General features: G+C 61.6%; 14 protein-coding genes and 3 tRNA genes. 8 read left to right on the forward strand and 9 right to left on the reverse strand.

Annotation, left to right across the window (positions count from 1 at the left end; all coding sequences use genetic code 11):
- Positions 1-25: 25 nt before the first annotated feature.
- Positions 26-613, forward strand: coding sequence for an FMN-dependent NADH-azoreductase (locus CGX12_RS01865; protein WP_094038199.1), 588 nt, complete (start codon positions 26-28; stop codon positions 611-613).
- A 54-nt stretch (positions 614-667) separates the two neighbouring features.
- On the opposite strand, the gene aptA is transcribed toward CGX12_RS01865, so the two are convergent.
- The 6 genes from aptA to CGX12_RS01895 form a co-directional block, all read right to left on the reverse strand.
- Entirely contained in the window at positions 668-1,990 is a 1,323-nt protein-coding gene (aptA, locus tag CGX12_RS01870; protein WP_094038200.1) for an omega-aminotransferase AptA, read from the reverse strand.
- Between the two features lie 181 nt (positions 1,991-2,171).
- A tRNA-Val gene (locus CGX12_RS01875) sits at positions 2,172-2,248 on the reverse strand.
- 20 nt (positions 2,249-2,268) lie between these two features.
- A tRNA-Val gene (locus CGX12_RS01880) sits at positions 2,269-2,345 on the reverse strand.
- Positions 2,346-2,369: 24 nt separating this feature from the next.
- Positions 2,370-2,446 (reverse strand) — tRNA-Val (locus CGX12_RS01885).
- A 91-nt stretch (positions 2,447-2,537) separates the two neighbouring features.
- Positions 2,538-3,530 carry a DUF3080 family protein gene (locus CGX12_RS01890; RefSeq protein ID WP_254918178.1) on the reverse strand — a complete coding sequence of 331 codons (993 nt, stop codon included), beginning with the start codon at positions 3,528-3,530 and terminating at the stop codon, positions 2,538-2,540.
- Positions 3,517-4,899, reverse strand: coding sequence for an MATE family efflux transporter (locus tag CGX12_RS01895; protein ID WP_176441980.1), 1,383 nt, complete (start codon positions 4,897-4,899; stop codon positions 3,517-3,519). Before CGX12_RS01895 ends, CGX12_RS01890 begins: the two co-directional genes overlap by 14 nt.
- Positions 4,900-5,077: 178 nt before the next feature.
- On the opposite strand from CGX12_RS01895, the gene CGX12_RS01900 reads away from it, so the two are divergent.
- Positions 5,078-5,683 (forward strand): riboflavin synthase subunit alpha, encoded by a 606-nt coding sequence (locus CGX12_RS01900; RefSeq protein WP_094038203.1) that lies wholly within the window; start codon positions 5,078-5,080, stop codon positions 5,681-5,683.
- Between the two features lie 42 nt (positions 5,684-5,725).
- On the opposite strand, the gene CGX12_RS01905 is transcribed toward CGX12_RS01900, so the two are convergent.
- From CGX12_RS01905 to CGX12_RS01915, 3 genes are read right to left on the reverse strand one after another with little or no spacing between them, the layout of a single operon-like run.
- A complete protein-coding gene (locus CGX12_RS01905; protein ID WP_094038204.1) occupies positions 5,726-5,929 on the reverse strand; it encodes a CPXCG motif-containing cysteine-rich protein in 204 nt (67 codons plus the stop codon).
- A 22-nt stretch (positions 5,930-5,951) separates the two neighbouring features.
- Positions 5,952-6,698: a pteridine reductase gene (locus CGX12_RS01910; RefSeq protein ID WP_094038205.1), complete on the reverse strand. Its 747-nt coding sequence runs from the start codon at positions 6,696-6,698 to the stop codon at positions 5,952-5,954.
- Between the two features lie 8 nt (positions 6,699-6,706).
- Entirely contained in the window at positions 6,707-7,570 is an 864-nt protein-coding gene (locus tag CGX12_RS01915; protein WP_094038206.1) for a fructosamine kinase family protein, read from the reverse strand.
- An 85-nt stretch (positions 7,571-7,655) separates the two neighbouring features.
- Between CGX12_RS01915 and CGX12_RS01920 the strand changes: the two genes are divergently transcribed.
- The 6 genes from CGX12_RS01920 to pheS all read left to right on the forward strand — a co-directional run bounded on the left by CGX12_RS01920 (position 7,656) and on the right by pheS (position 12,540).
- Entirely contained in the window at positions 7,656-8,096 is a 441-nt protein-coding gene (locus CGX12_RS01920; RefSeq protein WP_094038207.1) for a tellurite resistance TerB family protein, read from the forward strand.
- 187 nt (positions 8,097-8,283) lie between these two features.
- Positions 8,284-10,218: a threonine--tRNA ligase gene (gene thrS / locus CGX12_RS01925; RefSeq protein WP_094038208.1), complete on the forward strand. Its 1,935-nt coding sequence runs from the start codon at positions 8,284-8,286 to the stop codon at positions 10,216-10,218.
- Between the two features lie 41 nt (positions 10,219-10,259).
- A complete protein-coding gene (gene infC, locus CGX12_RS01930) occupies positions 10,260-10,757 on the forward strand; it encodes a translation initiation factor IF-3 (protein WP_438273028.1) in 498 nt (165 codons plus the stop codon).
- Between the two features lie 76 nt (positions 10,758-10,833).
- Positions 10,834-11,031: a 50S ribosomal protein L35 gene (gene rpmI, locus CGX12_RS01935; protein ID WP_014292509.1), complete on the forward strand. Its 198-nt coding sequence runs from the start codon at positions 10,834-10,836 to the stop codon at positions 11,029-11,031.
- Between the two features lie 14 nt (positions 11,032-11,045).
- On the forward strand, positions 11,046-11,402 hold the full coding sequence (gene rplT, locus CGX12_RS01940; protein WP_094038210.1) for a 50S ribosomal protein L20: 357 nt from the start codon (positions 11,046-11,048) through the stop codon (positions 11,400-11,402).
- Between the two features lie 154 nt (positions 11,403-11,556).
- Positions 11,557-12,540 carry a phenylalanine--tRNA ligase subunit alpha gene (pheS, locus tag CGX12_RS01945; RefSeq protein WP_094038211.1) on the forward strand — a complete coding sequence of 328 codons (984 nt, stop codon included), beginning with the start codon at positions 11,557-11,559 and terminating at the stop codon, positions 12,538-12,540.
- Positions 12,541-12,545: the final 5 nt, after the last annotated feature.

Genomic DNA, 12,545 nt, shown 5'->3' on the forward strand with positions numbered 1-12,545 from the left:
AATTTACAGAAACAGGAGTGGTCACATGAGCAAGACACTGGTACTGAAGTCCAGCATTCTGGGTGAATATTCGCAGTCAGCAAAACTGATAGATTACATGATCGAGCGAGCCGGTGCCGAAAGGGTACAGATCCGGGACCTGGCCGCTGAGCCGTTGCCGATGTTGGACGGAGCCGGTGCCATGGCCCTGCGGGGAGGGGATCAGCTCAGCGAGCAACAACAGGCCCTGCTGGCGCTGTCCGACGGGCTGGTGGAAGAGCTCAAGGCCGCCGATACCCTGATCATCGCCGCGCCCATGTACAACTTCCATATCCCGGTGCAGCTCAAGGCCTGGATCGATCTGGTCTGCCGTGCCGGCGTCACTTTCCGTTACACCGAGCAGGGGCCGGAAGGACTGGTGAAAGGCAAGAAGGCGGTGGTGGTGACCACCCGTGGTGGCATGCACAAGGACAGCCCCACCGACCTGATCACCCCCTATCTGCGCACCGTGCTGGGCTTTATCGGCATCACCGAGGTGGAGTTCGTCTATGCGGAAGCCCTGAACATGGGCGAGGACGCGCAGAAGGCGGGCCTGGATCAGGCCAGGCAAAGCCTGGAAGCCCTGGTCGCCTGACCCACTTATTATGCCAACATACAAAAAGCGGGCTGCCCAGGCAGCCCGCTTTTTTCAGCCATAGAGCCGGCGGATGCTCTGTTCAAGTATGCCGACGGTCTGGTCCACATGGTGCTTTTCGATAATCAGCGGCGGCGACATGGCGACGGCATCCCCCAGGGCACGCAGCATCACCCCCTGCTCCCAGGCCGCAGACTGGATCATGGCCCCGCTGGCGCCGGCTTTGCCCGGCAGCGGCTCGAACTCGACGGCGGCGATCAGCGCATAGTTGCGGATATCGATGACCCCCGGCAACCCTTTCAGGCTGTGCAGGCCCTGCTCAAAATAACTGGCGATGTCGCCGCCCTGGGCGCCCCGGCGCAGCAGGCCGCCCTGCTCGTAGATATCCAGGGTGGCCATGGCGGCGGCGCAGGCCAGCGGGTGGGCCGAATAGGTATAGCCGTGGAAGAATTCCACCCCCGGGCCGCCTTCGTCCACCACCGCCTGGTAGATATGATCGCCGGCGAACACCGCGCCCATGGGGGCGGCGCCGTTGGTCAGGCCCTTGGCCGTGGTCATGATGTCGGGCAACACGTCGAAGGTCTGGCTGGCAAAGGCTTCGCCGGTCCGGCCGAAGCCGCAGATCACCTCGTCGAAGATCAGCAATATGTCGTGCCGGTCGCAGATCTCGCGCAGGCGCTTGAGATAACCCTCCGGCGGCGGCAGCACGCCGCCGGCGCCGGTGATGGGCTCGACGATGACGGCGGCGATGCGGCTGGCATCGTGCAGCCGGATCAGCCGCTCCAGCTCGTTGGCCATGTCCACCCCGCCGTGCAGCGGCAGGCCGCGGGAGAAGGCGTTCAGGGCGAGATCCTGGGTATGGGAGAGGTGATCCACCGGCAGCCACTGGCCAAAGGCCTTGTAGTTGCTGGTGATGCCCCCCACCGAGATGCCGCCGAAGTTGACGCCGTGGTAGCCTCGCTCCCGGCCGATAAACAGCTGCTTGCCACCCTGGCCCCGGGCATGGTGATAGGCCAGCGCCATCTTGAGGGCGGTTTCCACCGATTCTGAGCCGGAGTTGGTATAGAACACCTTGTTCAGGTTGCCCGGGGCCAGGGCGGCAAGGCGCTCCGACAGCTCGAAGGAGAGGGGATGGCCGAAGCCGAAACAGGGGGCGTAATCCAGGGTCCTGGCCTGCCGGGCGATGGCCTCGGCGATATGGGGGTGGCCGTGGCCGGCATTGCAGCACCAGAGGCCGGCGGTCATGTCCAGCACCTGGCGCTGATCGTCCGTGGTCCAGTACATGCCCTTGGCGCCGGTAAGCATGCGCGGTTGTGTCTTGAAGCCCTTGTTCGGGGTGAAGGGCATCCAGTGGGCGGCCAAACTCTGATGATTCATGGGTCTCTCCGTTATTCGGGTGGTCTGCGGTCGGCAAGGTACCGTATCGGGAGACAGTGTGATCAAAGTGTTAAGGTTTAAAAATCACGTCGTTTCAATGTTCAGTTTGAGCGGGCTAGACATAACCGGAGAAGCCAGGAAGGCGGGCACAAAAAAACCTGCGCGAGGCAGGTTCAGTAACTGGTGCGTTCTAGTGGACTCGAACCACCGACCCCCACCATGTCAAGGTGGTGCTCTAACCAACTGAGCTAAGAACGCAAAATCTTTGCACTGTAATCTGGTGCGTCCTAGTGGACTCGAACCACCGACCCCTACCATGTCAAGGTAGTGCTCTAACCAACTGAGCTAAGGACGCATTGTATTGCTGTCGCGGCTGAACTGGTGCGTTCTAGTGGACTCGAACCACCGACCCCCACCATGTCAAGGTGGTGCTCTAACCAACTGAGCTAAGAACGCAGGCCGCCTTCAGGCGCTGCGTATACTAGCCAAGGGCGGGGGCAGGGGCAAGCGTTTTTTCTTGTTGAACAAACGGATGGAGAACTATTGTTCAAGTCGGCGAAATATCGCACCGGGCCAGGAAGCGCTGCCACAGCCGGGCATGTTCCAGGGTCAGCTCCCGGTAGCGGCGATAGACCCGGCTGTCGAGCCCCAGGGCGAAGTGGCGGCGGTACTCGGCCAGTTGGTCGTTGCCCGGCACTGGCGGATTCAGGGTGCGCTCCAGCAGGGGAGCCAGCTGCACGAACTGGCGATCGAGCTGGCTGAAGTAGGCCTGGATGTCCCTGATATAGTAGTGCTGCATGGCGTTGCGCAGCCGTTCGGCCTGGTCCCGGCCCCGGGGACCGCAGTCGAACCGCTCCAACTGCTGCAGGAACCCGATGCTCTGCTCGAGGTAGTGGGCGGCACTGTGCAGGGAATAGAACAGCTGCCCCAGGTAATCGTTGTCGTAGAGGCCGCTGAGCGCCAGGTTAAGTTCCCGGACGGTGAGGGGTGCCGGCTCGGCCAGGCCCCGGGCCTGGCGGTGGAGGCGGTCGAACAGGGTAAAGGCCGCCACCGTTTCCTGGTAGCCGCCCTGCTGGGCGAAGCGCAGGGTCCGGGCGCGGGGCATCAGGGCGGCGCGGATTTCCGGCTCGGCCACCATCATGTTCCAGTGGTAGCCGGGCAGCAGCGGTGCCTTCAGGGACTCGACCTCGCTCAGCCAGTCCTGCAGGGCCGGATCCTTGGCCCGGGCCTGACAGTCGTGCAGCCCCTGCTGGAATTGCAGGTGATAGAGCAGCATGGCGGCCGCACTCTGGCTCTTGCCCACCGGGCTGTTGTGTTCCCCGACCAGGCCGAGCAGCCGGCACTCGCCGAGCTTGAGGGTATCGAGCAGACCGGCGGTGACCCGTTGCTGCTGTTGCTGCAGCGTCCGCTGGGGCGGCAGGGCCGGCAGGGGATCGGGCGGGGTCAGGCGCGGCGGCGAAACCTCCAGCACATTGGCCACCCGGGCCAGGTAGGTCTGGAAGTGCCGCTCCAGCTCGTTATGGGGGTTACAGGCCGTCAACCAGAGGCAGAGCAGCCCGACTGCGTTTTTCCACCCTTTCATAGATAATGCGCAACCGCCAGATCAACAGGAATGCCGCTACCGATAAGCCTACCAGAAAACCGATCCAAAAGCCGTGCGGGCCCATGGCCGGCACCAGCCAGTCGGTGAGGCCCAGCACCATGCCCACGGGCAGGCCGCACAGCCAGTAGGCCACCAGGGTGATGTAGAAGATCACCTGGGTGTCCTTGTAGCCCCGCAGGGCGGCGGCGCCGATGACCTGGGCCGTGTCGGAGATCTGGTACAGGGCCGCCAGCAGCAGCAGGCTGGCGGCGAGTTCGAGCACGCCCGCGTTGTCGGTATAGATGCCGCTTATCCAGTCCCGGCCCAGGATGGTGGCCAGGGCGGTGAACACCGCCAGCGAGCAGCCGAATACCAGGCCGGCGATGCTGGCGACCCTGGCCTGGCGGGCGCCGCCCTCGCCCAGGCGGTGGCCGACCCGGATGGTCAGGGCCATGCCGAGGCTGAGGGGCAGCATGAATACCATGCTGGAAAAATTGATGGCGATCTGGTGGCCCGCGACCACTTCCGATCCCGATGGTGCCAACAGCAGGGCCACCACGGTGAACAGGGTGACTTCGCAGAAAATGGCCATGGCGATGGGAAAGCCCAGGCGGAAAATGCGGCCGATCTGCTGCCAGTCCGGCGCGCTTATGGTGGCAAAGACGGTGAAGCGCCGCAGCAGGGAAGAGCGGCGGGTATAGATCACCATGGCCAGCAGCATGGCCCAGAACACCAATGCCGAGGCATAGCCGCAGCCCACGCCGCCGAGGGCCGGCAGGCCCAGCTTGCCGTGGATCAGCACATAGTTGGCCGGCACGTTGACCGCCAGGCCGATAAAGCCGATCACCATGGTGGGCAGGGTGTGGGACAGGCCTTCGCTGAAGTTGCGCAGCACCTGGTAGAGGGCATAGGCCGGCATGCCCCAGAGGATGCCGTGCAGGTAGCCGGTGGTCTTTTCGGCCAGCACCGGCTCCACATTCATCCAGTGCAGTGCCAGGGGAGAGTAATAGAGGGCGAGCCCGGTGGGCACCATCACCAGCAGGGTCAGCCAGAAGCCCTGGTGCACGGCGCCGGCCACCTCGTCATGGCGACGGGCACCGTTGAGTTGCGCTATGATGGGGGTCAACGCCATCACCACGCCCTGTACCAGCAGGATGATCGGCAGCCAGAAGCTGGTGGCCACCGCCACTGCCGCCATGTCGGTGGCACTGACCTGGCCGGCCATGACGGTATCGACAAAGCTCATGGTGGTCTGGGCGACCTGGGCCACCAGTATGGGGCCGCACAGCCGCAGCAGGTGCAGGGTTTCGGAAAAATAGGGCTTCAGCGCCATCTGATGGTTCTCGCTCGGCATTTATGATGGGGACGGCTCGCTGCCGACTCACGGATTCTCGGGTCCGCTGGGAGAGGAAGGCTCAGGGAAGGTCGGCAGATGTTGGCAATATAGCCTGCTTCGTGGCATTTTCCCAGTATCTTCAACTGCTTTTAAATATTGGATAAGAACTATGTTTACCGGAATTGTGCAAGGGCAGGGAACTGTACTTGAAATCATCGACAAAACCGATTTTCGCACCCATGTGGTCCGGCTGCCGGCTGCCTTGCTGCCCGGGCTGGCGTTGGGGGCTTCCGTGGCCCACAATGGCTGCTGCCTGACCGTGACCCGCATCGAGGGTGACCGGGTAAGCTTCGATCTGATGGCGGAAACCCTGCGGGTGACCAACCTGGGGCGGCTCGAGGTGGGGGACAGGGTCAACCTGGAGCGGGCGGCGCGCTTTGGCGACGAGATCGGTGGCCATGCCATGTCCGGGCACATCATGGCCCAGAGCGAGCTGCTGGAACGCCAGCAGAGCGAGACCAACACCAGCCTCTGGTTTTCCCTGCCCGGGGAGCTTGCCAAATACGTCTTTAGCAAGGGCTACATCGGCATCGACGGCATCAGCCTGACCTTGGGCGAGGTGCGGGCCGATCGCTTTGCCGTGCACCTGATCCCCGAAACCCTGAGCAGGACCAATATGGGCACCATCCGACCGGGGCAGAGGGTCAATATCGAGATAGATCCCCAGACCCAGGCGATAGTGGACACGGTGGAGCGGGTGATGGCATCTCGATAATATTATGCCAACATACAAGTATCAGACCCGACGTCGCCCGGTTTAAAAATACTGCTCGTCATCCGCATCCACGACCACTTCCACCTCGTCGGTTTCCTGATTGCATTTGACGATGATGTGCATGGAGTTGCAGCAGGCCAGGCAGTCCTCATAGTAGTCCTGGTCGCCGTCGGAGGCGTCCACCACGATGCGGGTATGATGCCCGCAGTGGGGACACACAATGGTTTGCTCGAAATAGTCACGCATGGGCTTGTCCTCGTGTCAGGGCTCAGGCCTCGGGAAGTCCCCGGCAGGAGCGACCACCGTCCAGGGCGATGATCTGGCCGGTCAGGTAGCCGGGGCCATTCAGCAGAAAGGCGGCGGTCTCGGCGATTTCCCGGGGTTCGCCCAGCCGGCCCATGGGGATGGACGCCAGTACCCGCTGCTTTTGCTCGTCGCTCAGTTCGTGCTCCGGCCAGATGATGGCGCCGGGGGCGATGCCGTTGACCCGCACCTGGGGGGCCAGCTCGACGGCCAGGCTCCGGGTCAGGGTCGCCAGGGCGTTTTTCGCCATGCTGTACAGCAGGTGGTGCTGCAGCCCCTTTTCCGCATGGATGTCGATCATGTTGACGATGGCGCCCCGGCTCTGCTTCAGCGCCGGGGCCAGGGCCTGAGTCAGGAAATAGGGGGCGGCGGCATTGGTGGCGGACAGCTCCTGCCACTGGGCCGGCGTCGCCTCACCGAAAGGGGTGGGATAAAAGGCGGAAGCGTTGTTGACCAGGCCGTCGAGGCGCCCGAAGCAGCCCAGCGCCCGATCGGCCATGTCCTTGAGCTCATTGAGCCGGGTCAGATCCTGGTACAACAGCTGAACGCTGCCGGGCCTGAGTTCGTTGAGTTCCCGGGCCAGGCTGGCCGCTGCCTGTTCGCTGTGGTGATAGTGCAGAACCAGCCGATAGCCGGCTTGATGCAGAAAGCGGCCCATCTCGGCACCGATGCGCTTGGCGGCGCCGGTAATCAACACCACGGGGTGGGGCATAAAGTCTCCTAACTGGCTACGACCCGATAAAGGCACTCTTTGGCTTCATCGATATAGGGTTCGCCAAAGTGGTTCACGTGATTGAGCAGGTGATAGAGGTTGTAGAGCTCGCGCCGTTCGCCATAGCTTTCCTCCAGTGGCCAGACGGCGTTGTACCCCTGGTAGAAGGCATGGGGAAGCTGGCCGAACAGCTCGGTCATGGCGATATCCGTCTCCCGATCACCGAAATAGCTGGCGGGGTCAAACAGCACCCCCATGTGCTCGCTGAAGGCAAGATTGCCACGCCACAGGTCACCGTGCAACAGGGAGGCGCGGGGATGGTGATTGGCCAGGCGCAGCTTGATGGCGCCGACGATTTCCTCGATATCGCCAAAGCGGATGTCCTTTTCCTCGAGCAATTTCAGCTGCCAGCCGACCCGCTGTTCGGCGAAGAAGGTCGACCACTTCTTGTGCCAGGCGTTGGGCTGCACGCTGGTACCGAGGAAATTGTCTTCGTCCCAGCCGTACATGGGCTGGCTGTGGCTCTGATGGAGATGAGCCAACTGGCGACCGAACATGTGCCAGTCCTGCTCGTCCGCGTCGCTTAAGCTCAGGTATTCCAGCACCAGAAAGCTGCTGCTGACGGTGGTGCCGCAGCAGATGGGCCTGGGTACCAGCAGGGTCTGGGTACGCAGCAGGTGCTCCAGGCTGTTCCATTCGCAGCGAAACATATCCACCCGGGCGCGGTCATTTAACTTGACGAAGTAACTGTCGTGGCCGTCGGAAATCCGGAAGGCCTGATTGATATCCCCCCCGGACAGTGGCTTTTTATCCAGGATATGGAAGTCGCTGCCGGTTGCTTCCGAGATCTGACTGGCGATCACTTGCCACATAACGCCTCCGCTGACGCTTGTTTTGTCAACAGTATAGGCCATGCCGGCCGCGGCAAAGTCCACCGGGCCCAAAATAGGAGACACCATGATAAACAAGATAAAAAAATGGTTTGAGGGTACCCGCCCGGCCGCGCCCATCGCACTCAGTGAAGAGGTCGCCGTGGCTGCCCTGCTCACCGAGGTGATGCTGGCCGATGGCGAGGCGAGCGGGCCTGAGCAGCGGCGCATGGAGCAGTTGCTGGCCCGCCTGTTCGGGCAGAGCCAGAGGGAAGTGCACGACTGGCTGGAGCAGGGCCGGGCCCAGCAGCAGGAGGCGGTGTCCCTCTACGAATTCACCTCCCGTCTCAAGACGCTGCCGATCGGGCAACGCGAGGCCATACTGCACGCGCTCTGGCTGATCGCCTTTACCGATGGGCGGCTGGATCCCCTGGAGGAAGCGGTGATCCGCCAGGTTGCCGATCTGCTCTACATTCCCCACAGCCGCTTTATCCAGCTGAAGCACAAGGCCGAACGGCAGGGCGGGTGACGCAACCATGGCGGCCATCGGCCGATTCTGCTAGAGTCTGCAGTCCCCGACCTGTGCCGCCGGGTAGCACCATAAGGCGCGCCAGACTGGCAAGGTAAAGCCAGATGGTCGGGGCGGTAGACCCATTTTCCCCTTTCACACACTACATGTGCACTTTGGTAGGGTGCACCACTGTTAAGGACATTGCATGCCGACAATTACTCTTCCCGATGGCAGCCAGCGCCATTTCGACAATCCCGTGACCGTGCTGGACGTGGCCCAGGACATCGGCGCCGGCCTGGCCAAGGCCTGTATCGCCGGCCGGGTAGACGGCGAACTGGTGGATGCCTGCGAACTCATCAACCACGACGCCACCCTGGCCATCATCACCGCCAAGGATCAGGATGGCCTGGAGATCATCCGCCACTCCTGCGCCCACCTCCTGGGCCACGCCATCAAGCAGCTGTGGCCACAGACCAGGATGGCCATAGGGCCGGTGATCGACAACGGCTTCTATTACGATGTGGATCTGGATCACACCCTGACCGAGGAAGACATCGAGAAGCTGGAAGCCCGCATGCTGGAGCTGGCCAAGACCGAGTACCCGGTAGTCAAGAAAAAGGTCAGCTGGCAGGAAGCGCGCGACACCTTTGCCCGTCGGCACGAGCCTTACAAGATAGAAATCCTGGATCAGAACGTCAGCCAGCACGACAAGCCGGGGCTTTATCACCACGAAGAGTACATCGACATGTGCCGGGGGCCGCACGTGCCCAACATGCGCTTCTGCCAGCACTTCAAGCTGCAGAAGGTATCCGGCGCCTACTGGCGGGGTGATTCCAAGAACAAGATGCTGCAGCGCATCTACGGCACCGCCTGGGCCGACAAGAAGGCGCTCAAGGGCTACCTGACCCAGCTGGAAGAAGCGGCCAAGCGTGATCACCGCAAGATAGGCAAGCAGCTCGACCTCTACCACATGCAGGAAGAGGCGCCGGGCATGGTGTTCTGGCACCACGACGGCTGGACCATCTTCCGCGAGCTGGAGCACTTCGTGCGCGACAAGCTCAAGGAATACGGCTACGAGGAGGTCAAGGGCCCCTTCATGATGGACCGGGTGCTGTGGGAGAAGTCGGGGCACTGGGACAAGTACGCCGAAAACATGTTCACCACCAGCTCCGAAAATCGGGAATACGCCATCAAGCCGATGAACTGCCCGGGGCATGTGCAGATCTTCAACCAGGGGCTCAAGTCCTACCGGGATCTGCCCCTGCGCATGGCGGAATTCGGCTGCTGCCACCGCAACGAGCCGAGCGGCGCCCTGCACGGCCTGATGCGTGTACGCGGCTTTACCCAGGACGACGCCCACATCTTCTGTACCGAAGAGCAGATCCAGGAAGAAGTCTCCGCCTGCATCCGCATGGTGTACGACACCTACGGTACCTTCGGCTTCACCGATATCGCGGTCAAGCTGTCGACCCGGCCGGAAAAGCGCATCGGCAGCGACGAGATCTGGGACAAGGCGGAACTGGCCCTGGAAGAAGCGCTCAAGGCCAACGACATCGCCTATGAGCTGCAGCCGGGGGAGGGCGCCTTCTACGGACCCAAGATCGAATTCACCCTGCACGACTGCCTGAACCGGGCCTGGCAGTGTGGCACCGTCCAGCTCGACTTCGCGTTGCCGGGCCGGCTGGGTGCCAGCTATGTGGGCGAAGACAACGACCGCCACGTACCGGTCATGATCCACCGCGCCATCCTGGGTTCCATCGAGCGGTTCATCGGCATCCTGATCGAAGAATACGCCGGCCTGTTCCCGACCTGGCTGGCCCCCACCCAGGTGGTGGTGCTCAATATTACCGACAATCAGGCCGACTATGCCCGCGATCTCGCTAACAGTTTGAATAATGTTGGCATTCGGGCCAAAGCGGACTTGAGAAATGAGAAGATAGGCTTTAAAATCCGCGAGCATACTCTGAAGCGGGTACCTTTCATGCTGGTTTGCGGCGATAAAGAAGTCGAAGCCGGCCAAGTAGCGGTTCGTACCCGGAAAGGACAGGATCTCGGCACCTTCGATGTAGAAGCGTTGACCCGGCTGATTCAGCAGGAGATCCGGACCCGCGGCAAGAACACAGTGGAGGATAGGTTATAAAAGGCGCTAAAAAAGGGGGCAAACCTGCTCCTCGCAACCGACTGAATGAAGAAATCCGACTGAAAGAAGTCCGTCTGGTCGGCCTGGAAGGCGAAGCACTGGGCATAGTGTCCATCAATGAGGCACTCGAAGCCGCCTCCGCCGCAGGCGTAGATCTGGTGGAAATCAGTCCCAATGCCGAGCCGCCCGTTTGCCGTATCATGGATTACGGCAAGTTCCTCTACGAGAAGAGCAAGGCTACCAAGGAACAAAAGAAAAAGCAGAAACAAATCCAGGTCAAGGAAATCAAATTCCGGCCCGGTACCGATGAGGGCGACTATCAGGTAAAACTACGCAACCTGATTCGCTTTTTGGAAGAGGGCAACAAAGCCAAGGTCACGCTGCGGTTCCGCGGCCGTGAAATGGCGCACCAGGAACTCGGGTTCGATTTGCTCAACCGCATCAAGGCGGATCTGGACGAATTGGCCCTGGTCGAGGCCTTTCCCAAGCTGGAAGGGCGTCAGGCCGTCATGGTGCTGGCCCCGAAGAAAAAACAGTAAGGCCCTGCAAGTAGCCGGGCAACGGTGTTGCCCGGCTCGCCTTGCTGTTTGTTGTTATTAACAATGCGGAGTTTTTATGCCGAAAATGAAATCGAACAAGGGCGCTGCCAAGCGCTTCAAGAAAACCGGCTCCGGTGGCTTCAAGCGCAAGCAGTCCCACCTGCGTCACATCCTCACCAAGAAAAGCACCAAGCGCAAGCGTCAGCTGCGCGGCAAGTGTCTGGTCGCTGCGTCCGACGTCGCCCAGATCAAGTCCATGCTGCCGACCGCTTAAGAGGAGAGTGAACAATGCCAAGAGTTAAACGTGGTGTTACTGCCCGCGCTCGTCACAAGAAAGTACTGAAGCAGGCCAAAGGTTACTACGGTGCCCGTTCGCGCGTCTATCGCGTTGCCGTCCAGGCCGTAACCAAGGCCGGTCAATATGCCTATCGTGACCGCCGCCAGAAAAAACGTCAGTTCCGTCAGCTGTGGATCGCCCGTATCAACGCGGCGGCCCGTCAGAACGGTCTGTCCTACAGCCGCTTCATCGATGGCCTGAAAAAAGCCTCCGTTGAAATCGATCGCAAGATCCTGGCTGACATCGCCGTACACGACAAGACCACCTTCACCGCTTTGGTCGCCAAAGCCAAAGAAGCCCTGGTTTAAGTCGCTGCGCGATAATGATGAAAAAGGAGGCTCCGGCCTCCTTTTTTGTTGGCCCCCGGCCGGCCCAGTGGTGGCGGAAAAGGGGCATTTCCTTTATTATCAAGGCCTTTCACATTATTTAGCGTCCGCCAAGGCGGGCAAGTACGAGGAACACATGGATCAGCTGGAAGACGTGATCGTCAAAGCACAGGCGGAGATCCAGGCTGCCGCCAACGCCGTCGAACTGGATGAAATCCGGGTCCACTATCTGGGCAAGAAGGGGATCTTTACCGAGCAGTCCAAGGCCCTGGGCAAGCTCTCGGCCGAAGAACGCCCCGCCGCCGGCCAGGCCATCAACCACGCCAAACAGGCGGTCACCGACGCCATCAATAGCAAGCGCGACGCGCTGCAACTGGCCGAGCTGAACCAGAAGCTGGCCTCCGAGACCCTGGACATCACCCTGCCCGGGCGCCGCCAGTCTGCCGGCGGCCTGCACCCGGTGACCCGCACCATCCGCCGCATCGAATCCCTGTTCGGCGAGCTGGGCTTCCAGGTGGCGGAAGGCCCCGAGATCGAGGACGACTTCCACAACTTCGACGCCCTCAATATCCCGGCACACCATCCGGCCCGCACCGATCACGACACCTTCTACTTCAACCCGGCGCTGATGCTGCGCACCCACACCTCCGGCGTGCAGATCCGCACCATGGAACAGCAGCAACCGCCCCTGCGCGTCATCGCCCCGGGCCGGGTCTACCGCAACGACTACGATCAGACCCACACCCCCATGTTCCATCAGGTGGAAGGCCTGCTGGTGGACGAGAACGTCAGCTTCACCCACCTCAAGGGCGTGCTGCACGACTTCCTCAACAACTTCTTCGAGGCGGATCTGCAGATCCGTTTCCGCCCCTCCTACTTCCCCTTTACCGAGCCCAGCGCCGAAGTGGACGTGATGGGCAAGAACGGCAAATGGCTGGAAGTGCTGGGCTGCGGCATGGTGCACCCCAATGTGTTGCGTTCCGTGGGCATCGATCCCGAGCGTTACAGCGGCTTCGCCTTCGGCATGGGGGTCGAGCGCCTGACCATGCTGCGTTACGGCGTCAACGACTTGCGCGCCTTCTTCGAAAATGATCTGCGTTTTCTCAAGCAATTCCGGTAAGCGGC

This window comes from Zobellella denitrificans, assembly GCF_002237365.1.
Classification (GTDB): Bacteria; Pseudomonadota; Gammaproteobacteria; order Enterobacterales; family Aeromonadaceae; genus Oceanimonas; species Oceanimonas denitrificans.

Bases quoted from the DNA above. Each gene is read 5' to 3' on its own strand.
- CGX12_RS01865 (WP_094038199.1), top strand. From the start codon at position 26: ATGAGCAAGACACTGGTACTGAAGTCCAGCATTCTGGGTGAATATTCG.
- aptA (WP_094038200.1), bottom strand. From the start codon at position 1,990: ATGAATCATCAGAGTTTGGCCGCCCACTGGATGCCCTTCACCCCGAAC.
- CGX12_RS01900 (WP_094038203.1), top strand. From the start codon at position 5,078: ATGTTTACCGGAATTGTGCAAGGGCAGGGAACTGTACTTGAAATCATC.
- CGX12_RS01905 (WP_094038204.1), bottom strand. From the start codon at position 5,929: ATGCGTGACTATTTCGAGCAAACCATTGTGTGTCCCCACTGCGGGCAT.
- CGX12_RS01910 (WP_094038205.1), bottom strand. From the start codon at position 6,698: ATGCCCCACCCCGTGGTGTTGATTACCGGCGCCGCCAAGCGCATCGGT.
- CGX12_RS01915 (WP_094038206.1), bottom strand. From the start codon at position 7,570: ATGTGGCAAGTGATCGCCAGTCAGATCTCGGAAGCAACCGGCAGCGAC.
- CGX12_RS01920 (WP_094038207.1), top strand. From the start codon at position 7,656: ATGATAAACAAGATAAAAAAATGGTTTGAGGGTACCCGCCCGGCCGCG.
- thrS (WP_094038208.1), top strand. From the start codon at position 8,284: ATGCCGACAATTACTCTTCCCGATGGCAGCCAGCGCCATTTCGACAAT.
- rpmI (WP_014292509.1), top strand. From the start codon at position 10,834: ATGCCGAAAATGAAATCGAACAAGGGCGCTGCCAAGCGCTTCAAGAAA.
- rplT (WP_094038210.1), top strand. From the start codon at position 11,046: ATGCCAAGAGTTAAACGTGGTGTTACTGCCCGCGCTCGTCACAAGAAA.
- pheS (WP_094038211.1), top strand. From the start codon at position 11,557: ATGGATCAGCTGGAAGACGTGATCGTCAAAGCACAGGCGGAGATCCAG.